Genomic DNA, 19,296 nt, shown 5'->3' with positions numbered 1-19,296 from the left:
CCCCAAAAGGGTTTTAAGCCAATACGGGAGGGGCGCGGAGTCCCGCGCAGCGGACATGGCCCCGTTCGACGAAGGGGGCGCAGCGTCCGACGGTTTTCTCCCCGCCGAGCGAGATGTCGGCAGGCTCCGGAGCCTCGGCCACCAGCGCGGGCGGCAGGTCGGTAACCGTACAACGGGTCGATTTTTCGCTGTCCTGCGAGAATGTATAGAGATTGATCTCCGTCGAATGGTGATTGCCGCAGCAGGTGGCCTTCAGCGACGCGGTTCCGTCGGAAGTATCCGCACCGTGCTGGCAGTGATGACAGCATACGTGCGCGGCACGGGCCTTCATCGCGACGCACTTGCATGAAAGCGACACATACGCGGGTCCGCCCGTCGCCAGCAGGTAGACGGAGAGCAGTAACAGCGATATGAGTCTTTTCAGTTTCATGCAATAATATTAGGTTCCGGCTACTCCAGCACGCCGCATTCGGCGAGCTTCCCCGCCCATGCCTGCGCATCGCGCAGGGCGGTAGCCTCGTCCACCTCGTAACGTTCGGTAAGCAGGCCGGCGGCCTCTTCGGTGGTGAAATCGCGGCCGCGGAGCGTCTCCCAAAGATAGAGCGACGAGTCGTTGAGCGCAAGAATCCGGGTCATATCGGCACCGACGCGGCCCGGCATGATAATCACATGCTCCCCCGCCATCTCGCGCACTTTGAACTTTTCGCTTATCTTCATTTTGTCGAACGTTTAACCGAATGCAAAAGTATGAAAAATTCCTCAAACCGCCTAATTTTTCCTACCTTTGTGTGCATGGAAGGGTCCGCAGACAAGATTTTCGAGGTGCTGAAGCGCTACTGGGGCTTCACCGAATTCCGTCCCGTACAGGAGCGGATCATCCGCTCGGCGATGGCCGGGCGCGATACGCTGGCCCTCATGCCCACGGGCGGCGGCAAGTCGCTGACCTATCAGGTTCCGGGACTCGCGCAGCCGGGACTGTGCATCGTCGTCACGCCCCTGATCGCCCTGATGAAGGATCAGGTGGACCGCCTGCGGGCGCGGCGCATTCCGGCCGTCGCCATCCATTCGGGACTCTCGCCGCGGCAGATCGACATCGCACTGGACAACTGCGTCTACGGCGACGTCAAATTCCTCTATGTGGCTCCCGAACGGCTCGCCACCGAAGCCTTCCGTCTGCGCGTGGAGCGCATGAAGGTCTCGCTGCTGGCCGTGGACGAAGCCCACTGCATCTCGCAGTGGGGCTACGACTTCCGCCCTTCGTACCTGCGCATCGCCGAACTGCGCGAAAAACTGCCGGGCGTTCCCGTGCTGGCACTCACGGCCTCGGCGACCAAGCTCGTGGCCGAGGACATCATGCGCCACCTGCGCTTCGCCGAGCCGCATATCCTGCGCAGCAGTTTCGCGCGCCCCAACCTCTCGTACAGCGTCCGCCGCACCGACGACAAAAACGGGCAGCTGCTCCGGCTGGTCCAGAACGTTCCCGGTTCGGGCATCGTCTACGTCCGCACGCGCGAAGGCACCGAGCAGGTCGCCGACATGCTGCGCCGGCAGGGCGTGACGGCTGCGGCCTACCACGGCGGGATGGGACACGCCGAGCGTTCGCTGCGGCAGGAGGAGTGGGTCGCGGGCAGGACGCGCGTCATGGTCGCCACCAACGCCTTCGGCATGGGCATCGACAAACCCGACGTGCGATTCGTCGCCCACTACGCCATGTGCGATTCGCTCGAAAGCTACTATCAGGAAGCCGGCCGCGCAGGCCGCGACGGCGTGCGCAGCTACGCCCTGCTGCTGACCTCTCCCGACGACGGAGGGCGCATCATAAAGCGTTTCGAGCAGGAATTTCCGCCGCTCGAAAAGATCAAGGACATCTACGAAAAGGTCTGCTCCTACCTGCAGATCGGCATCGGCGACGGCGCCGAAGCTTCGTTTCTGTTCAACATCCACGACTTCTGCGCCCGCGAGCACCTCTACTCCGGCACGGTGCAGAGCGCGCTCAAGCTCCTGCAGCAGAACGGCTACATGACGCTGACCGACGCGCAGGAGAATCCGGCGCGAATCATGTTCTGCGTAAGCCGCGACGATCTCTACCGCATCCGTGTCCAGCGTGACGAACTCGACCACTTCATCCGCACGCTGCTGCGCCTTTACAACGGCGTCTTCACCGAATTCCGCCAGATCGACGAGGGCGAGATCGCCACGTGGAGCGGCTACACCGTCGAGCGGGTCAAGGAGCTGCTCAAACGGCTCTGGCAGCTGCGCGTGATCCGCTACGTCCCCTCCAACCGCTCGCCGATCCTCTTCATGAACGAGGAGCGGCTTCCCCGCGCCGACCTCTACATCTCTCCCGACACCTACAAACGGCGTCAGGAGCTGATGCGCGAACGTTTCGAACACATGCTCGACTACGCCGCCAACGAAACCCGCTGCCGGAGCGCCGTGCTGGAAGCCTACTTCGGCGAGGGCGATCCCGCGCCGTGCGGCGTCTGCGACATCTGTCTGGCCCGCCGGCGCGCCGCAAAACAAAAATCCGCGGACGCCGCCGGCAATGCGGCGGAAAGCCTGCGCAAAGAGGTGCTCGAACGGCTGGCCCAAGGCCCCGCCGACCCGCGCGAACTGGCCGACGGATTTCCGGGCGGCGTGCAGCGGACCGGCGAAGTGATCCGGCAACTGCTCGACGAGGGTCTGCTCGCCACCGGCAAGGACGGGAAAATCAGGCTGAAATAACCCGGCGCCCCGACGCCTGATCGCAAAAAGGTCTGCGAACATGTCGTTTTCCGGAAATAATTCCGTAATTTTGTGGGAACGTTCCATCGCATGACTACGACAAATAATTTTACCGATAAAATAAGCAACGAGGAGACCGCCGCGCTTCCCGCCATCGAATTCAAGGGCGAAATCCGCATCATCGAGCATGAGCGCGACATCGTGCCGGCCTGCAAGTTTCTGATGAAACAGGCCGTCGTGGGCTTCGACACCGAGACGCGCCCCTCGTTCCGTCCGGGCATAAGCTACCGGGTTTCGCTGCTTCAGCTCTCGACTCCGCAACTCTGCTTTCTGTTCCGGCTGAACAAGATTCCGCTGGCCAAGCCGATCCTTCAGGTGCTCGAAACCGACTCCATCCTCAAAATCGGCGCCGACGTGGCGGGCGACCTCCGCTCGCTGCGCCAGATCCGCCACTTCCGCGACGGCGGATTCGTGGACCTGCAGTCCATCGCCCCCGAATGGGGCATCGAGGACAAGAGCCTGCGTAAACTCTCGGCCATCGTCCTCCGGCAGCGCGTCTCCAAAGCCCAGCGTCTGAGCAACTGGGAGGCCGCGACGCTCACCGACAAACAGAAACTCTACGCCGCGACCGATGCGTGGGTCTGCACGGCGATCTACGACAAACTGCTGCACACACCCAAAATAAAACGTCCCAAAGCATGACACCTCAAATCTACCTGCGCAAAGGCAAGGAAGAGTCTCTTATGCGCCGCCACCCGTGGATTTTTTCGGGGGCCATCGACTACATCAAGGCCGAAGACGAATCGGAAATCGCCGAAGGCGCTCTGGTCGAAGTATACACCCGTTCGGGCGAATTCATCGCGCAGGGACACTACCAGATCGGTTCGATCGCCGTGCGCGTGCTGTCGTTCTGCCGGGAGACGATCGATCAGGAGTGGTGGAACCGCCGCATCGCCGTGGCGCACGACGTTCGCCGCACGCTGGGACTTACGGACAATCCCGACACGAACTGCTACCGGCTGGTGCACGGCGAGGGCGACGCCCTGCCGGGACTGGTCGTGGACATCTACGGCACGGCGGCCGTGGTCCAGTGCCACTCGGTCGGCATGTACCACGCCCGCATGGAGATCGCCAAGGCGATACGGGCGACTTACGGCGACAAAATCACGGCCATCTACGACAAAAGTTCGCAGACGGTGCCGTTCAACGCCCGGCTGGGCGCCGTGGACGGTTATCTGTGGGGCAGCTCCGACCACGAATCGCACATCGTGACGGAAAACGGCGAGAAATTCCTCGTAAACTGGGAGAAAGGCCAGAAGACGGGCTTTTTCCTCGACCAGCGCGAAAACCGCGAACTGGTGAAACGCTACGCCAAAGGCCGCACGGTGCTCAACACCTTCTGTTACACGGGCGGATTCTCGGTCTACGCCATGGCGGGCGGCGCCCGAAAGGTCTGCTCGGTGGACTCCTCCGAACGCGCCGTGACACTCGCCACCGAAAACATGGTGCTCAACTTCGGCCGGGAGGCCGATTTCTGCGAGATTGCGGCCGACGCCGTGGAGTATCTCAAGGACATCGGCGACAAATACGACCTGATCATCCTCGACCCTCCGGCCTTCGCCAAACACCACAAGGTGCTGGGCAACGCCCTGCAAGGCTACAAGCGGCTCAACGCCCGCGCCATTTCGCAGATCAAACCCGGCGGCATCCTCTTCACGTTCTCCTGCTCGCAGGCCGTATCGAAGGAACTGTTCCGCACGACGGTCTTCTCGGCCGCAGCCATCGCAGGCCGCAACGTACGCATCCTGCACCAGATGACGCAGCCCGCCGACCACCCGATCAGCATTTACCACCCCGAAGGCGAATACCTCAAAGGACTCGTGCTCTACGTCGAATAAGATGGCGAAAACCGCAACCGATCCGGGGTACGCCGCCTGCCCCATCCGCAATATCGTGGACCGCTTTGGCGACAAATGGTCCCTGCTGGTGCTCTACAACCTGCACACGGGCGGGCGTCTGCGCTTTTCGGAGATACACCGCCGGATGACCGACATCTCGCAGAAGATGCTCGCCTCGACCCTGCGGCGGCTCGAACAGGACGGCCTGCTTTCGCGCACGGTCTACCCCGAAGTGCCGCCGCGCGTCGAATACGCCCTCACGCCCCGCGGCGAATCGCTCATGCCCCATCTTGTCTCGCTCATCGGCTGGGCGCTGGAAAATTTCGACGCGATCGTCAGCGACCGCAACTCCCTGCAAGCAACCGGACCGGATCTATAAATCACGCACCCGAAACCGCCAAGCAGCAGGCTTCGGACCATCGCGGTCCCCGCAACTCAGCCCGCCCCATCGTCCGCCCTCTCAGATGCCACGGCAATCGGTTCCTGCAACCGTCCCTGACAGACTTCCGTTCCAGCCCCGCCAAACACGCCCGACAAATGCACCCGGCAAATGCACCCGGCAAATGCACCCGGCGGCGCCATGTCCGCTCCAAATAGAAAAAAAGTCCCTTTCGGGACTTTTTCTATTTTACCTTTTCGAAAACATAAACCTCATGCAGTTCCTTGTCGTAGCCGGGATAAAAGCCCTTGACCATCCCCAGCACGATCCGCGAACCGCGGTTGGCCAGCACCAGCAATTCGTCGGTCTGCGGATCTATCGCCAATCCTTCGATTTCACCCGCACGCAGGAAATCGGTCATCGCGCGAAACGACAGCGCCGTCGCATAACTCTTCCCGTCGCGCATGTCGGCGACATAGATCGTATCCGGCTCGTCGAGGTCCGCATCGCCGTCGTCGGCCGAGATCAGCATCCGGCCGTCCACCATGAAGATCCCCTGCTGCCACTGCGGAACCGGACGCAGGTGCACCTTGCGGGCATACTTCCCCGTCTTGAGATCGTAGCCGTACAGATAGCGGCCGTCCACCCAGTCCGACATCCAGACCATGTCGTTGTCCCGGTCCACGGCCAGTCCGCTCACCTCGACCTGCCCCGATTCGGGGTCCCAGTCTATCGAACGCTTCCATTTCAGGTTGTCCGTATCGTAAACGGCGACCTGAATGTTCTCGCCCTTGCCGTCTTCGAAAGTCTCGATACCGGCATACAGCTCGCCGTTCCACACGTCGATATCGCCCAAGTGATTGGCTTCGAGCGGCAGTCCTTCAAACGGGTGTTCGTTTTCGGCGACCAGCCGCCCCTGCTTGTCATACTTGTAGAGCGCCGTGCTGCCCGAAACGTAATAATAGTTCGAGTCGGCGGCGATTCCCTGCCGTCCTTCGACCGGAACGATCCGTTTGAGCCGATACTCCCCGCCGAGACTCTGCGCCCGGAGCGCCGTGCCGGCCGCCATGAGCGCCAGCACAAAAAAAATTCGTTTCATCATAGTCGTACGATTTTACACATCCGCACCAGAGCAAAAACAAGGCCGGAGACGCACACCCGGTTCAAAGGTTTCGTCTCCGGCCTGTTCTCTGCAGTCCATTCCGCAGTCCGAACGCTTCGGGCCGGTTCTGACCGCTCCCGGTCAATTCCAGTCGGGTCCGGTCTCTTCCCGAAGGCTTCCGGTCCGGGAACTACTTGCGTTTGGCCCGCTGCTGGGCCTCCTGCTGACGCATCAGCTCCTCGTAGCGCTGCTGGAATTTCGATTTCTTGCCTTTCGACTTCCTCGCGGCATTGGCCTGCATCACGGCATGAATCTTCTCGTCGTCCACGATGCGGCGGATGACGAGCGTCTGCCCGATCGTGAAGAGGTTTGACAGCAGGTAATAGTAGCACAAGCCGCTCGAATAGCTGTTGAACCACAACAGCATCATGATCGGCATCATGTAGACCATCATAAACTTCATGCCGGCCATCTGGGGCTGCGACGAAGCGGTCTGCTGGTAGTTGAAGTAGGAGTAGCCGAACAGCGACACGGCCATCAGCAACGCGAACAGGCTGACATGGTCACCGTAGAACGGGATCGAGAACGGCAGGTTCACGATGCTGTCGTACGACGAGAGGTCGTCGGCCCAGAGGAACGGCTGCTCGCGCAGCTCGATCGACGCCGGGAAGAAACGGAACATGGCGATCAGGATCGGCAGCTGGATCAGCATCGGAATACAGCCGCCCATGGGGTTGATGCCGGCCTTTTTGTAAAGTTCCATCGTCGCCTGCTGCTTTTTCATGGCATCCTCCTTCTTGGGATACTTCTTGTTAAGCTCGTCCACCTGCGGTTTTATCAGGCGCATCTTGGCCATCGACACGTAGCTCTTGTAGGTGAGCGGCGAGATGACGAGCTTCACGAGAATCACCAGAATCAGGATGATGATGCCGAAACTGCCGATGTAGTTGCGCAGGAAGTCGAAGACCGGAATCACGCACCAGCGGTTCACCCAGCCGAAGATACCCCATCCCAGCGGAATCAGACGCTCCATATGGAGGTCCGCACCGTTGTTGTCGGTGACTTTCTTCAGGATCGCATATTTGTTGGGACCGAAGTAGAATGCGAAATCATACCCTTCGACCTGCGCCGAGTAGGGCACGGCCATCTGTACGGAGAAACTCTTGAGCAGCTCCGAGCCGGGAGCCGCCGTATCGAAGGCCATGTTGGCGCTGGAGACGTTTTGCGGCGCGATGAAGACCGACGAGAAGAACTGCTGCTTGAAAGCCACCCAGTTCACCGCCGTCGATACGCTCTTCGACTTGGCGCCGTCACTCATGCCCAGCTCCTCGATCGAACTCTCGCCCGGAAAACGGTAGGCCAGCGTCGTGTACATGTTTTCGTTCTGGAAACCCTTCTCGTTCTGGTACGAGACATTCGACCAGTCGATGCCGATCGAAGTCTGGTTGGCCATCTGCGGGGCCATGTTCACCAGCCGGACGTTGAAATCCACGAGGTAATCGCGCTCCGGAGCCTGCTTATTATATATAAGGTACTCGTATTCGAGCCATGCGTTCTCCGCCACCGCAAGACGCATCGTCACACGCCGGGCATCGCCTGCCGTCTCCACGGGTTCAGCGCGGAAGACGTAATCCATCGTATTGACCTTGACGTTGTTCAGGCCGTTCTTCACATAGAACGACATGTCGAACCGGGCGCTCGCAGGGTCCATCAGCTCGATCAGTTGGTCGCGCTGACCGCGGGGTGCGTACTTGGTGTAGTCCTTGAGCGTCACGCCCGTGATCTGTCCGCCGCGCGTCGAGAAACGCACCGTCATCACCTCGTTCTCCACCGTAAACTCTTCAGGCTCTGCCTCCTGCGCCGCGGTCAGATACTCGCCCATCGCGGCGATCCGACGCTGACGCACGGTCTGGGCCAAATCCGCCTCCGCTTCGGGCGCCGCCGTCTCACCGGACGCCGCAACCGCACTCTCCGCAGCGCCGCCTGCCACGCTGTCCGCCGCGGGAACCGCGGGACGCGAAGCGGCGGCTACCGAATCCTGATAGGCCTGCCACGCGGCCATTTCCTGCTGATATTTCTCCTGCTGTTTGGTATTGACATAGGCGAATCCCAGAAAAAGGACCGCCACGACGACAATACCCAAAATTGTTTTTTTATCCATCTAAACGTGTTTGCTTCTTACTTTGTGCGGTTATTACTTCTTTTCCCCGGCGTATTTGAGCGCCGCTCCGACGAACGCCACGAACAGCGGCGAAGGCTTCAGCACCGTACTTTTGTATTCGGGATGATACTGCGTGCCGACGAACCACGGATGGTTCGCCACTTCGACCACCTCGACCAGCCCCGTATCGGGGTTGATGCCCACGGCCTGCATGCCGGCGGCTTCGAACTGCTCCAGATAGTCGTTGTTGAACTCGTAGCGGTGACGGTGACGCTCCGAAATATTGAGCTTGCCGTACGCCGCGGCGACTTTCGAACCCTTCTTCAGCGCACACGGATAGGCGCCCAGACGCATCGTGCCGCCCTTGGCCGTCACGCCCTTCTGCTCCTCCATCAGGTCGATGACCGGATGCGGCGTCGATTCCATTTCGCTCGAATTGGCGTCGGCGATGCCCAGCACGTTGCGGGCGAACTCGATCACGGCGCACTGCATGCCCAGACAGATGCCGAGGAACGGAATGTTGTTTTCGCGGGCATAACGCACGGCCACGATCTTGCCCTCGATGCCGCGGTTTCCGAAGCCCGGAGCCACCAGAATGCCCGACATCTTGCCCAGCTTCTCGGCCACGGTTTCGGGCGTGATCTTCTCTGAATTGACATAGCGCAGTTTCACCTTGCAGTCGTTCACGGCGCCCGCATGCACGAACGATTCGCAGATCGACTTGTAGGCGTCGGGCAGTTCGGTGTACTTGCCGACCAGCGCGATCTCGATCTTCTTCGAAGGGTGCTTGATCTTGTCGACCAGCGCGTTCCACGCGGTCATATCGGGTTCCTTGTCAGCGGGCAGGTCAAGTTTCTGGAGCACCACCTCGTCCAGATGCTGGTCGTGCATCTTCTGCGGCACTTCGTAGATCGTCGGTACGTCGATTGACTCCATCACGGCGTTGGCGTCCACGTTGCAGAACAGCGCCACCTTGCGGCGCAGGTTCACCGAAAGCGGATGCTCGGTGCGCAGCACGAGGATGTCGGGCTGCAAACCGTTTTCGAGCAGCGCCTTCACCGAGTGCTGGGTGGGTTTGGTCTTCAGCTCGCCCGAAGCCGCCATGTAGGGGATCAGCGTCAGGTGCACCAGCGCCGTATTCTTATAGCCCAGCGAGTAGCGCAGCTGGCGCACCGACTCGATGAACGGCAGCGACTCGATGTCGCCCACCGTACCGCCGATCTCGGTGATGATAACGTCGTAAACCTTCTTCTGCGCCAGCAGCTGGATGCGGCGCTTGATCTCGTCGGTGATATGGGGAATGACCTGCACGGTCTTGCCCAGATACTCGCCCTTGCGCTCCTTCTCGATGACGCTCTTGTAAATCCGGCCCGTCGTGACGTTGTTGGCCTTCGACGTGGGCTGGTTCGTAAAGCGTTCGTAGTGGCCCAGATCGAGGTCGGTCTCCGCGCCGTCCTCCGTCACATAGCATTCGCCGTGTTCGTAGGGATTCAGCGTTCCGGGATCGACGTTGATGTAGGGGTCGAGTTTCTGAATGGTCACCGAATAGCCGCGCGCCTGCAGCAGCCGGGCTATCGAGGCCGAAATAATACCCTTGCCGAGCGACGACGCAACGCCGCCCGTAACAAATATGTACTTGGGTTTGGAAAGTTTCATTACGTTTATTACTATTTGTTGTCGTTGTTTTCGTGATTCTCCTCCTGCGCCTGACGGTCGATCAGCTTCACTTTCTCGATCGCGGCGGCCATATCCTCGCGGGCGCGCTCGATCTTGGCCTTCACGTCGGCGATCAGCGCCTCGGCGTTCTTCGACTTGGCGAAGAAACCGATGTTGTTCTCCAGCAGGCCGATCTCCTGCTCCAGCTGGCGCACCTTGCCGTAAAGCCGTTCGCGCTCCGAACGCAGGCGGCTGCCGCCCGCAGACTTGAACGACGAAACCTTCTCGCGGAAACGGTTCATCGAACGGTCGCGCTCGGTGCCGCGCAGCGTGTTGAACAGCGCATCGACGGCGGCCTTGTACTTCTTCTGCACGGCGTCCTTCTGCTTGATGGGTACGAACCCGATCTCGCCCCAGCGGCGCTGGAAGTCGCGGATCACGTCGTAACCGCCCGTCTTGACATCGGCCGCGGCCATCTCTTCCAGCAGCGCGAGCTTCTTCTTCAGATTCTCCTCGTGCTCGCCGTCCACGCTGGCGAAATGCGCGCCCTTGCGCTCGAAGAATTTGTCGCACGCCGCGCGGAAACGCCGCCAGATAGCATCCGAATGCCGGCGCGACACGGCGCCGATCTCCTTCCAGCGGGCCTGCAGGGCGATCAGCTCGTCGGTCGCCTTCTTCCACTCCTCGCTGTTCATCAGCGACTCGGCGGCTTCGCATATTTCGGTCTTGAGCTGCAGATTATGCTCCATCTCGGCCTTCACGCCCGAATAGAACTGACGCTTGGCCTCGAAGAACCTGTCGCACGCCGTGCGGAAACGTTCGTATATGCGGTTGTTATCCTTCTTGGGCGCGAAGCCGATGGTCTTCCACGTCTTCTGAATCTCCAGCAGACGGTCGCTGGCCCGGTTCCACTCCTTGCGGGTGGTGAGCGGCTGCGCGGCCAGCTCCTCGGTAGCGGCGCATAGCTCCGTCTTCAGTTCGAGGTTGCGGACCTGCTCGCCCTTCAGCGCCTCGAAGTGCTCCTGATGCTGTTTGTTGATCCGACTCGACGCCGCCTTGAAACGCTCCCAAAGCACCTCCTTGTATTCGTTGGCCACGGGACCCGTCTCACGCCATTCGTCGTGCAGTTTCTGCAGTTTGTGGAACGCTTCGACCACCGAAGGCTCCAGCACGAGCGCCTCGGCCTGCTCGCACAGGGCCACCTTCTGCTCGTAATTCTTCTTCAGGTCCAGATCGCGCAGCTCCTTGTTGATCTTGATGAAGCTGTAGAAATTCTCGACGTGCAGGTTATAGGTCTCCCACAAATCCTTGACGTTCTGCAGGGGCACGATGCCGGTCTCCTTCCAGCGCTGCTGCAGCTCGCGGAATTTGGTAAAGGTATGGTTGAGCGTCTCGTCCGAATTGACCAGCTCCTTAAGCTCCTCGATAATCCCCAGCTTGACCTGCAGGTTCTTCTCCTTCTCGGCTTCGAGATTGGCGATGAACTCGTCGCGGCGACGGCGGTACTCCTTGAACAGCTCCTTGAGCTGCACCTCGACGCCGTCCACTGCCGGTGCGAAATCCTCTTCGGCGCCGCCTTCCTCGATGAATTTGCGGCGTGCGGCTTCGACCTCGGCGCGGCGGATGCGGTAGAAGGCGATCTTCAGCGCCTCCACATCCCGGCGGATCGACTGCACAGGCTGCTCTTCGAGCATGCGCGTAAACAAAGCCACCAGTTCCTCCTTGCCCCGGCCCGTGAATTTGTCTTCGGTATCGGCGGCGCTTCCCGCCATCTGCTCGGCCTCGGCCTCCTCGGCGGTCTCGCCCTCCAGTTCGAGTCCGGCGTCCTGCGCCGCCAGCGCGGCCTCCTCGTCCGCGAAATCCACCTGCACGTCGGACGCCGCAGCCTCCTCTTCCGTCTCCGTTACGACCGCTTCGGCTGCAGGCTTGATCCGGGCGCGCTTCGCACGCGCCGTCTCTTCAGCGGGAGCCGCATCCGCAGCCGTTTCGGCGGCAGGAGCCTCGGCAACGACCTCTGCGGCGGGGACTTCAGCCGCAGGCACCTCCGCAGGCGCACCCTTCCCGTCTGCAGGCGCCTCTGCGGCAGCCTCGCCGGCAGCAGGAGCTTCCGCAGCCGTTTCGGCGACGGTCTCTTCGGCCGGCGCTTCGCTTACGGGCGCCTCGGCGGCGGACGCTGCGGGTTCGCCCTGCGCGGCAGCGGGCGTTTCGGGTTCTGCAGTCGCAGCCGTTTCGGAATCAGGGACTTCGGGAGTCACTTCGGAAGTTGCCTTCTGCACATCTTCAGCAGCCTTGCTGACTTGCTCCTCAGGAGCAGGAAGAATCGGATTTTCAGTAGCCATCTCAATACACGTTTTTGAGTTCCATATATACGGAAGTATATAAATCTCGCAAATATAACCATTTTTCCCGTGCCGCCGAACGATTTCGCCGGAAATTTGCTAACTTCGCACAAGATATGCGCGGCACACGGCCAACCGGCCGCCGGTGCGCCGCCGAAAACGCATTGACCGAAATTATGAGCCACCGCATCCTGCTCGTCGACGACGAACCCGACATCCTCGAATTCGTGAAATACACCCTCGTCAAGGAGGGTTACGAGGTATTCACGGCCCAGAACGGAGCCGAAGCGCTGAAAGCCGCGGCGCAGCACCGCCCCCACCTGATCCTGCTGGACATGATGATGCCCGTGATGGACGGGGCGCAGACCTGCCGCGCCATCCGCGAGGACCCGCAGCTGCGCGACACGATGGTCGTCTTCCTCTCGGCCTTGGGCGAAGAGGAGCAGCAGCTGGCCGGCTTCGGCGTGGGGGCCGACGACTACCTGACCAAGCCGATCAAGATGAAACTGCTGGTCAGCCGCGTGCAGGCCATCCTCAAGCGCATCGACGCCGGAAAGGCCCCCGCTCCGGCGGAGGAGGGCGTCGCCATGGACCGCGAGCGCTACACCGTCACGCGCGACGGCCGCGAAATCAGCCTGCCCCGCAAGGAGTTCGCCCTCTTGGACCTGCTCTACTCGTCGCCGGGCAAACTCTTCTCGCGCGAAGAGATATATGCCCGGATCTGGGGTTCGGAGGTGGTCGTGGGCGACCGCACCATCGACGTGCACATCCGCAAGCTGCGCCAGAAGATCGGCGACGAAAAGATCGTCACCGTCAAGGGCGTGGGCTACAAATACGAACCGTAACGCCGGGCGACGCCCGGACCGCAAAGACATGGACAGAACCAGCAAATACCGCCGCATCGTCATCAAGGCTGGCAGCAACGTGCTGACCCGCGACGACGGACGCCCCGACACCACGCGCATTTCGTCCCTCGTGGACCAGATCGCCCGGCTGCACCGCGCCGGCATCGAGGTGATCCTCGTCTCGTCGGGCGCCGTGGCTTCGGGCCGCAGCGTCCTCGAACAGCGCACGGGCCGCATCGACACCGTATCGGCCCGCCAGCTCTTCTCGGCCGTAGGTCAGGTGAAGCTGCTGAACCGCTACTACGACCTCTTCAACGAATACGGCATCGTCTGCGGGCAGGTGCTCACCACCAAGGAGAGCCTCTCCACGCGGCGGCAGTATCTCAACCAGCGCAACTGCATGGAGGTCATGCTCGCCAACGGCGTGATCCCGATCGTCAACGAGAACGACACCATCTCGGTCACCGAGCTGATGTTCACCGACAACGACGAGCTTTCGGGACTCGTGGCGGCCATGATGCAGGCCGAAGCGCTGATTATCCTGAGCAACATCGACGGCATCTACGACGGCTCGCCCTCCGACCCCTCGTCGCAGGTGATCCGCCGCGTGAAACCCTCCGAAGACCTCTCGCGGTACATCGACCCGGCGCGCTCGTCGCGGGGCCGGGGCGGCATGGCGACCAAGAGCCGCATTTCGTCGCGCGTGGCCGGCGAGGGCATCGAAGTCATCATCGCCAACGGCCGCCGCGACAACATCCTGACCGCTCTGGCGCTGACCGGCGAGGAGGTGCTCTGCACCCGTTTCGAACCCGCCCCGCACACGGCGTCGGGCGTCAAAATGTGGATCGCCAGCAGCGAAGGCTTCGCCAAAGGCGTCCTGCGCATCGACGAAGGCGCCGCAGCGGCCGTCCGGGCCAGCAAGGCCGCCAGCATCCTCGCCGTGGGCGTCACGGCCGTCGAGGGCGATTTCGAACGCGACGATTTGGTGCGCATCCTCTCGCCCGACGGAACGCAGCTGGCCGTGGGCCGCATCTCGTGCGACAGCGAAACCGCACGCCGCAACATCGGGCGCAAAGGGCTGAAACCCCTCGTCCACTGCGATTACCTCTACCTCGAATAAGACGACTATGGAATACGAATCCCTGTTCAAAGCCGCCCGTCAGGCCGGAACGCTTCTGGCCGAGACCGAAACCGAACGACTCGGACGCACGCTGATGCACGCCGCACAACTGCTGCGCACGCATACGCCCCGCCTGCTCGAAGCCAACGCCCGCGACCTCGAAGCCATGGCCCCCGACTCGCCGCTGCGCGACCGTCTGCGGCTGACTCCGGAGCGCATCGCCGCCATCGCCGACGACATGGAAGCCGTCGCGCACCTGCCCTCGCCGCAGGGCGAAGAGCTGGAGCGGCGCACCCGGCCCAACGGAATGACCATCGTCAAACGGCGGGTTCCGTTCGGCGTGGTCGGCATGATCTGCGAAGCGCGGCCCAACGTCACGGCCGACATCTTCTCGCTCTGTATCAAAACGGGCAACGCCTGCGTGCTGAAGGGCGGCGGCGACGCCCGTCACTCCAACGAAGCCATCGCCGCCCTGCTGCACGAAGCCCTGCGCAGCGAAGGCATCGACGAACACGCCTTCACCCTGCTTCCTTCGGACCACGCCTCCGTCGGAGCGCTGCTGAACGCCGTGGGTTACGTCGACGTCGTCATTCCGCGCGGCGGCGCGGGCCTGATCCGCTTCGTGCGCGAAAACGCCCGCGTTCCGGTCATCGAAACCGGCGCCGGCATCGTCCACACCTACTTCGACCGCGACGGCGACCTCGCAAAAGGCCGCGCCGTGGTCTGCAACGCCAAAACCCGGCGCGTCAGCGTCTGCAACGCCCTCGACTGCCTCGTCGTCCACCGCGACCGGCTCGCCGACCTGCCGGAGCTTTGTGCCCCGCTGGCCGCCGCCCGCGTCACGGTCTACGCCGACGCCGAGGCTTTCGCGGCCCTCGGCGGACACTACCCCGCCGACCTGCTGGAACACGCGTCCGAAGAGCATTTCGGCACGGAATTCCTCGACTACAAACTCGCCGTCAGGACCGTCGCATCGCCCGAAGAGGCCCTCGCGCACATCGCCCGCTACTCGTCGCGCCACAGCGAAGCCATCGTCACCGAGAACAAACAGACCGCCACGCAGTTCACACGCGCCGTGGACGCCGCCTGCGTCTACGTCAACGTCTCGACGGCCTTCACCGACGGCGGCCAGTTCGGCTTCGGCGCCGAGGTGGGAATCTCGACCCAGAAGCTCCACGCCCGCGGTCCGATGGGCCTTCCCGAACTGACGACCTACAAATACGTCGTCACGGGCGACGGGCAGATCCGGGAATCCTGAAGCCTTCCGCATCGGATTCCACCCGAAAAACAACAAAAAATATAACGATTCGTAATCATTTTTTCCGTAAATTTGCACATCCTTAAAATTAGATGTATATTTAACTTATGATTCGTGAACTTATGACCGTGGGATTCGGCGGCGCGGCGGGCAGCATCGTCCGTTACCTGCTTTCGGGCGGGATCTTGGCCGGACAGACGCTGCTGGGATTTCCGGCGGGCACGTTCACGGTCAACGCCGCGGGTTCGCTGCTGATCGGCATCCTGCTGGAAGCCAGCGTCTCCGAGACGCTGGGCTGGCTGCTCATCGTGGGATTCTGCGGAGGCTTCACCACCTTTTCGGCCTTTTCGGCCGACACGGTGCGCCTGCTGCGGGCCGGATGTTACAATGCGGCGGCGATTTATGTGGCGCTGAGCGTCGCGGTATGCATCGTTTTTGCAGCGCTCGGCATGTGGATCGGAACGACATTTAGGAATTAACTACATAGAAAGATAATGGTAATTTTGGTATTGAACTGCGGCAGCTCGTCGATCAAGTATCAGGTGATCGACATGGAAGCCGCATCGAGCACACTGCTCGCAAAAGGCATCGTGGAACGTATCGGCCTGCCGGAAGGCGACCTTATCCATAAACCCGTCGGCAAACAGCCTTTCGAGCTGCACCGTCCGATTCCCGACCACACGACGGGCATCAAACTCGTGCTCGACGCCCTCACCGACCCGGAGCACGGCGTCATCCGCTCGCTGGACGAGGTGAAAGCCGTCGGCCACCGCGTAGCCCACGGCGGCGAATTCTTCCCCGAAAGCTGCATCGTCACCGAGGAGGTCAAGAGCAAAATCCGCTCGCTGTTCGAGATCGCGCCGCTGCACAATCCCGCCAACCTCGAAGGCGTGCTTTCGATCGAGAAGGTGCTGCCGGGAACGCCGCAGGTCACGGTCTTCGACACGTCGTTCCACCAGACCATTCCGGCCGTCAATTTCATGTACGCGCTGCCCCACGCCTATTACGACAAATATCGCGTGCGCAAATACGGCTTCCACGGCACCAGCCACAAATACGTGGCGCAGACCGGCGCCAAACTCGCGGGACTGGACTTCGAGAATTCGAAGATCATCACCTGCCACATCGGCAACGGCGCTTCGGTGACGGCCGTGCTGAACGGCAAGTCGTTCGACACGTCGATGGGCTTCTCGCCCGTGGACGGACTGGTCATGGGCACCCGCTGCGGCAACGTCGATCCCAGCGCCGTCACCTTCATCGGCGAAAAGGAGGGCATGTCCTACGCCGAGCTGAACGAAATGATGAACAAGAAATCGGGCGTGCTGGGTCTTACCGACCTTTCGAGCGACATGCGCGACATCGACCTCGCCTACGACGAGGGTAATCCCCGCGCCATTCTGGCCCGCGACATGCACTACGGACGCATCCGCAAATTCGTCGGCGAATACGCAGCCGAAATGGGCGGCGTGGACATGATCGTCTTCACGGGCGGCGTCGGCGAGAATTCGTGCGAGATGCGCGAGAGCGTCTGCACGGGTCTCGAATTCATGGGCGTCGAATTCGACCGCGAGGCCAACAAGGGCGCCCGCGGCGTAAACAAAATCCTCTCTACTCCCGGTTCGCGCGTCAAAGTGGCCGTCATCGCCACCGACGAGGAGCTGGTCATCGCTACCGACACATACAATCTCGTAAAATAATTTTCAAAGCACATTTCCACAACTTATGATCCAACATCTTACTGAAATCGTCGAGGAGGCGAGAAAAAGAGGTAAAAAACGGCTGGCCGTGGCATACGGTCAGGATTCACATACGCTGGAGGCGGTGTACGAAGCCTACAAGGAGGGCCTCGTAGAGCCTACGCTTTACGGCGAAAAAAGCGTTATCGAGCAGGTCTGCGCCGAGAACGACATCGACATCAAGGCATTCAACATCGTCGATGAAACCAGCGACGTCAAGTGCGTGCAGCAGGCCGTCGCGGCCGTCGTTGCCGGCAATGCCGACGTGCTGATGAAGGGACTGGTCTCGACCGACAAATACATGCGCGGCATTCTCAACAAGGAAGCAGGACTGTTTCCCCCGAAAGGCGTGCTGAGCCACGTGTCGATCGTCGAGATGCCCTGCTACCACAAACTGCTCGTCATTTCGGACGTGGCGGTGATTCCGCTGCCCGACTTCAAGCAGAAAACCGTGCAGATCGGCTACCTCGCGCGCACGGCCAACCTGCTGGGCATCAAGACTCCGAAAATCGCCTGCATCGCTCCGTCGGAGCAGCTGCTTCCCAACGTCATCTCCTCGACCGAAGGCGCGCTACTGGCCAAAATGGGCGACCGCGGACAGCTGGGCGACGTCGTCGTAGACGGTCCCCTGTCTCTCGACGTGGCGCTCTACAAGGACGTTGCGGAACACAAGAAGGTCAAAGGCTCGTCCGTCGCGGGCGATCCCGACTGCCTGCTCTTCCCCAACCTCGAATCGGCCAACGTCTTCTTCAAGTCGGTGACGCACCTCTGCGGCGGCGAACTGGCCGCCATGGTCATGGGAACGAAAGTCCCCTGCGTGCTGACCTCGCGCGGCGACACCAGCAAGACCAAGCTCTACTCGATCGCGCTGGCCTGTCTGGCCGTGAAGCAGTAAGACAGCCTGAACCACCCCACCAACCTAACCCACCAACCTAATTAACCGGAACCGATTTATGGGCTTCAAAATTCTAGCGATAAATCCCGGCTCTACTTCAACGAAGGTCGCCCTCTACGACGAGGAGCGGCCTTTGTTGGATCTGACCCTGCGTCACTCGGCGGAACAGATCGCACACTACCCCAACATCATCGACCAGCTCGACTGGCGCCGTGACATGATCCTCACGGCATTGAAGGAACACGGCTTCGACATCATGTCCCTCGCTGCCGTAATCGGCCGCGGCGGCCTCATCAAACCCATTCCCGCCGGCGTGTACGAAGTGAACGACGCCATGCGCCGCGACCTGCAGCACGCCACGATGGAGCACGCCTCCAACCTCGGCGGTCTGCTGGCCGACGGAATCGCGGCGACCGCAGGCATCAAAGCCTACATCGCCGACCCCGTGGTCGTGGACGAAATGGACGACATAGCGCGCCTGAGCGGGCATCCCGACTGCCCGCGGCGTTCGATCTTCCACGCACTCAACCAGAAAGCCACGGCCCGCCTGCACTGCGACCGCATCGGCATCGTCTACGAGAAGGCGAACCTCGTAGTCGCCCACCTCGGCGGCGGCATCTCGGTCGCGGCGCACAAGCAGGGCCGCGTCGTCGATGTGAACAACGCCCTCGACGGCGACGGACCGTTCGCACCGGAGCGCGCCGGAACCCTTCCCGCCGGCGAACTGGTCGATCTCTGCTTTTCGGGCCGCTACACGCGGCACGACATCCAGCAGATGCTGGCCGGCAAAGGCGGTCTCGTGGCGCATCTGGGGACCAACTCCATGATACAGGTCATGGAGCGCATCGGTCAGGGCGACGAAAAAGCCCGCGTGGTGAAGGACGCCATGTGCTACGGTATCGTGAAGCAGATCGGCGCCATGGCCGCCGCCCTCGGCGGACGGGTTGACGCCGTCATCCTGACAGGCGGCATCGCCCACAACAAATCCGTCGTGGAGTACATTTCGGAATTCTGCTCGTTCATCGCCCCCATCGCGGTCTACCCCGGCGAGAACGAACTCGAATCGCTCGTCACCAACGCGCTGGTCGTCCTGCGGGGCGTCATCACCCCGAAGGTCTACGCCTGACGGCCGGGGAGGGTCTTCCACCCCGACAAAAAACCGCCGGTTACACCCCAAGGTATA

The 19,296-nt window shown here is 61.5% G+C and carries 17 protein-coding genes; 11 read left to right on the top strand and 6 right to left on the bottom strand.

Going from position 1 to position 19,296, the window contains the following annotated elements; translation table 11 throughout:
* Positions 1 to 13: 13 nt before the first annotated feature.
* Positions 14 to 430 (bottom strand): hypothetical protein, encoded by a 417-nt coding sequence (locus tag ACESTR_RS11205; protein ID WP_014774350.1) that lies wholly within the window; start codon positions 428 to 430, stop codon positions 14 to 16.
* Between the two features lie 20 nt (positions 431 to 450).
* A complete protein-coding gene (locus tag ACESTR_RS11200; RefSeq protein WP_009598854.1) occupies positions 451 to 717 on the bottom strand; it encodes a PqqD family protein in 267 nt (88 codons plus the stop codon).
* A gap of 75 nt (positions 718 to 792) precedes the next feature.
* Between ACESTR_RS11200 and ACESTR_RS11195 the strand changes: the two genes are divergently transcribed.
* The 4 genes from ACESTR_RS11195 to ACESTR_RS11180 all read left to right on the top strand — a co-directional run bounded on the left by ACESTR_RS11195 (position 793) and on the right by ACESTR_RS11180 (position 5,001).
* Positions 793 to 2,724 carry an ATP-dependent DNA helicase RecQ gene (locus ACESTR_RS11195; protein WP_042493872.1) on the top strand — a complete coding sequence of 644 codons (1,932 nt, stop codon included), beginning with the start codon at positions 793 to 795 and terminating at the stop codon, positions 2,722 to 2,724.
* Between the two features lie 90 nt (positions 2,725 to 2,814).
* Complete coding sequence (locus ACESTR_RS11190) at positions 2,815 to 3,426, top strand: 3'-5' exonuclease (protein WP_009598866.1); 612 nt, start codon at positions 2,815 to 2,817, stop codon at positions 3,424 to 3,426.
* Positions 3,423 to 4,622, top strand: coding sequence for a class I SAM-dependent rRNA methyltransferase (locus ACESTR_RS11185; protein ID WP_014774353.1), 1,200 nt, complete (start codon positions 3,423 to 3,425; stop codon positions 4,620 to 4,622). The genes ACESTR_RS11190 and ACESTR_RS11185 overlap by 4 nt, the downstream gene beginning before the upstream one ends.
* A gap of 1 nt (position 4,623) precedes the next feature.
* Complete coding sequence (locus ACESTR_RS11180) at positions 4,624 to 5,001, top strand: winged helix-turn-helix transcriptional regulator (protein WP_009598844.1); 378 nt, start codon at positions 4,624 to 4,626, stop codon at positions 4,999 to 5,001.
* A 244-nt stretch (positions 5,002 to 5,245) separates the two neighbouring features.
* Here the strand turns inward: ACESTR_RS11180 and ACESTR_RS11175 are convergent, their stop codons facing one another.
* From ACESTR_RS11175 to ACESTR_RS11160, 4 genes are all read right to left on the bottom strand, one after another.
* A complete protein-coding gene (locus ACESTR_RS11175) occupies positions 5,246 to 6,100 on the bottom strand; it encodes a hypothetical protein (RefSeq protein WP_278433844.1) in 855 nt (284 codons plus the stop codon).
* 193 nt (positions 6,101 to 6,293) lie between these two features.
* The gene (yidC, locus tag ACESTR_RS11170; protein ID WP_278433841.1) at positions 6,294 to 8,264 is read right to left on the bottom strand and encodes a membrane protein insertase YidC; all 1,971 of its coding nucleotides are present in this window, start codon (positions 8,262 to 8,264) and stop codon (positions 6,294 to 6,296) included.
* Between the two features lie 33 nt (positions 8,265 to 8,297).
* Positions 8,298 to 9,920, bottom strand: coding sequence for a CTP synthase (locus ACESTR_RS11165; protein WP_009598820.1), 1,623 nt, complete (start codon positions 9,918 to 9,920; stop codon positions 8,298 to 8,300).
* Between the two features lie 11 nt (positions 9,921 to 9,931).
* Positions 9,932 to 12,259: a DUF349 domain-containing protein gene (locus tag ACESTR_RS11160; protein ID WP_279183348.1), complete on the bottom strand. Its 2,328-nt coding sequence runs from the start codon at positions 12,257 to 12,259 to the stop codon at positions 9,932 to 9,934.
* 176 nt (positions 12,260 to 12,435) lie between these two features.
* Between ACESTR_RS11160 and ACESTR_RS11155 the strand changes: the two genes are divergently transcribed.
* The 7 genes from ACESTR_RS11155 (at position 12,436) to buk (ending at position 19,239) form a co-directional block, all read left to right on the top strand.
* The gene (locus ACESTR_RS11155; RefSeq protein WP_022043753.1) at positions 12,436 to 13,104 is read left to right on the top strand and encodes a response regulator transcription factor; all 669 of its coding nucleotides are present in this window, start codon (positions 12,436 to 12,438) and stop codon (positions 13,102 to 13,104) included.
* Between the two features lie 28 nt (positions 13,105 to 13,132).
* On the top strand, positions 13,133 to 14,224 hold the full coding sequence (gene proB / locus ACESTR_RS11150) for a glutamate 5-kinase (protein ID WP_009598772.1): 1,092 nt from the start codon (positions 13,133 to 13,135) through the stop codon (positions 14,222 to 14,224).
* 7 nt (positions 14,225 to 14,231) lie between these two features.
* Positions 14,232 to 15,482 carry a glutamate-5-semialdehyde dehydrogenase gene (locus ACESTR_RS11145; RefSeq protein ID WP_022043755.1) on the top strand — a complete coding sequence of 417 codons (1,251 nt, stop codon included), beginning with the start codon at positions 14,232 to 14,234 and terminating at the stop codon, positions 15,480 to 15,482.
* Positions 15,483 to 15,589: 107 nt separating this feature from the next.
* The gene (crcB, locus tag ACESTR_RS11140; protein ID WP_288299160.1) at positions 15,590 to 15,961 is read left to right on the top strand and encodes a fluoride efflux transporter CrcB; all 372 of its coding nucleotides are present in this window, start codon (positions 15,590 to 15,592) and stop codon (positions 15,959 to 15,961) included.
* A 15-nt stretch (positions 15,962 to 15,976) separates the two neighbouring features.
* The gene (locus ACESTR_RS11135; protein WP_009598918.1) at positions 15,977 to 17,179 is read left to right on the top strand and encodes an acetate/propionate family kinase; all 1,203 of its coding nucleotides are present in this window, start codon (positions 15,977 to 15,979) and stop codon (positions 17,177 to 17,179) included.
* A 25-nt stretch (positions 17,180 to 17,204) separates the two neighbouring features.
* Complete coding sequence (locus ACESTR_RS11130) at positions 17,205 to 18,113, top strand: phosphate acyltransferase (RefSeq protein WP_009598838.1); 909 nt, start codon at positions 17,205 to 17,207, stop codon at positions 18,111 to 18,113.
* Positions 18,114 to 18,171: 58 nt separating this feature from the next.
* Positions 18,172 to 19,239: a butyrate kinase gene (buk, locus tag ACESTR_RS11125; protein WP_009598780.1), complete on the top strand. Its 1,068-nt coding sequence runs from the start codon at positions 18,172 to 18,174 to the stop codon at positions 19,237 to 19,239.
* The last annotated feature ends 57 nt before the right edge of the window (positions 19,240 to 19,296 follow it).

Source organism: Alistipes sp. DJF_B185 (assembly GCF_964250025.1).
GTDB classification, from domain to species: domain Bacteria; phylum Bacteroidota; class Bacteroidia; order Bacteroidales; family Rikenellaceae; genus Alistipes; species Alistipes finegoldii.
This window is presented reverse-complemented; position numbering and strand designations above follow the sequence as displayed.

Excerpts from the sequence above, each read along its gene's own strand:
- ACESTR_RS11205 (WP_014774350.1), bottom strand. The coding sequence starts at position 430 with ATGAAACTGAAAAGACTCATATCGCTGTTACTGCTCTCCGTCTACCTG.
- ACESTR_RS11200 (WP_009598854.1), bottom strand. The coding sequence starts at position 717 with ATGAAGATAAGCGAAAAGTTCAAAGTGCGCGAGATGGCGGGGGAGCAT.
- ACESTR_RS11195 (WP_042493872.1), top strand. The coding sequence starts at position 793 with ATGGAAGGGTCCGCAGACAAGATTTTCGAGGTGCTGAAGCGCTACTGG.
- ACESTR_RS11190 (WP_009598866.1), top strand. The coding sequence starts at position 2,815 with ATGACTACGACAAATAATTTTACCGATAAAATAAGCAACGAGGAGACC.
- ACESTR_RS11185 (WP_014774353.1), top strand. The coding sequence starts at position 3,423 with ATGACACCTCAAATCTACCTGCGCAAAGGCAAGGAAGAGTCTCTTATG.
- ACESTR_RS11180 (WP_009598844.1), top strand. The coding sequence starts at position 4,624 with ATGGCGAAAACCGCAACCGATCCGGGGTACGCCGCCTGCCCCATCCGC.
- ACESTR_RS11175 (WP_278433844.1), bottom strand. The coding sequence starts at position 6,100 with ATGAAACGAATTTTTTTTGTGCTGGCGCTCATGGCGGCCGGCACGGCG.
- yidC (WP_278433841.1), bottom strand. The coding sequence starts at position 8,264 with ATGGATAAAAAAACAATTTTGGGTATTGTCGTCGTGGCGGTCCTTTTT.
- ACESTR_RS11165 (WP_009598820.1), bottom strand. The coding sequence starts at position 9,920 with ATGAAACTTTCCAAACCCAAGTACATATTTGTTACGGGCGGCGTTGCG.
- ACESTR_RS11160 (WP_279183348.1), bottom strand. The coding sequence starts at position 12,259 with ATGGCTACTGAAAATCCGATTCTTCCTGCTCCTGAGGAGCAAGTCAGC.
- ACESTR_RS11155 (WP_022043753.1), top strand. The coding sequence starts at position 12,436 with ATGAGCCACCGCATCCTGCTCGTCGACGACGAACCCGACATCCTCGAA.
- proB (WP_009598772.1), top strand. The coding sequence starts at position 13,133 with ATGGACAGAACCAGCAAATACCGCCGCATCGTCATCAAGGCTGGCAGC.
- ACESTR_RS11145 (WP_022043755.1), top strand. The coding sequence starts at position 14,232 with ATGGAATACGAATCCCTGTTCAAAGCCGCCCGTCAGGCCGGAACGCTT.
- crcB (WP_288299160.1), top strand. The coding sequence starts at position 15,590 with ATGATTCGTGAACTTATGACCGTGGGATTCGGCGGCGCGGCGGGCAGC.
- ACESTR_RS11135 (WP_009598918.1), top strand. The coding sequence starts at position 15,977 with ATGGTAATTTTGGTATTGAACTGCGGCAGCTCGTCGATCAAGTATCAG.
- ACESTR_RS11130 (WP_009598838.1), top strand. The coding sequence starts at position 17,205 with ATGATCCAACATCTTACTGAAATCGTCGAGGAGGCGAGAAAAAGAGGT.
- buk (WP_009598780.1), top strand. The coding sequence starts at position 18,172 with ATGGGCTTCAAAATTCTAGCGATAAATCCCGGCTCTACTTCAACGAAG.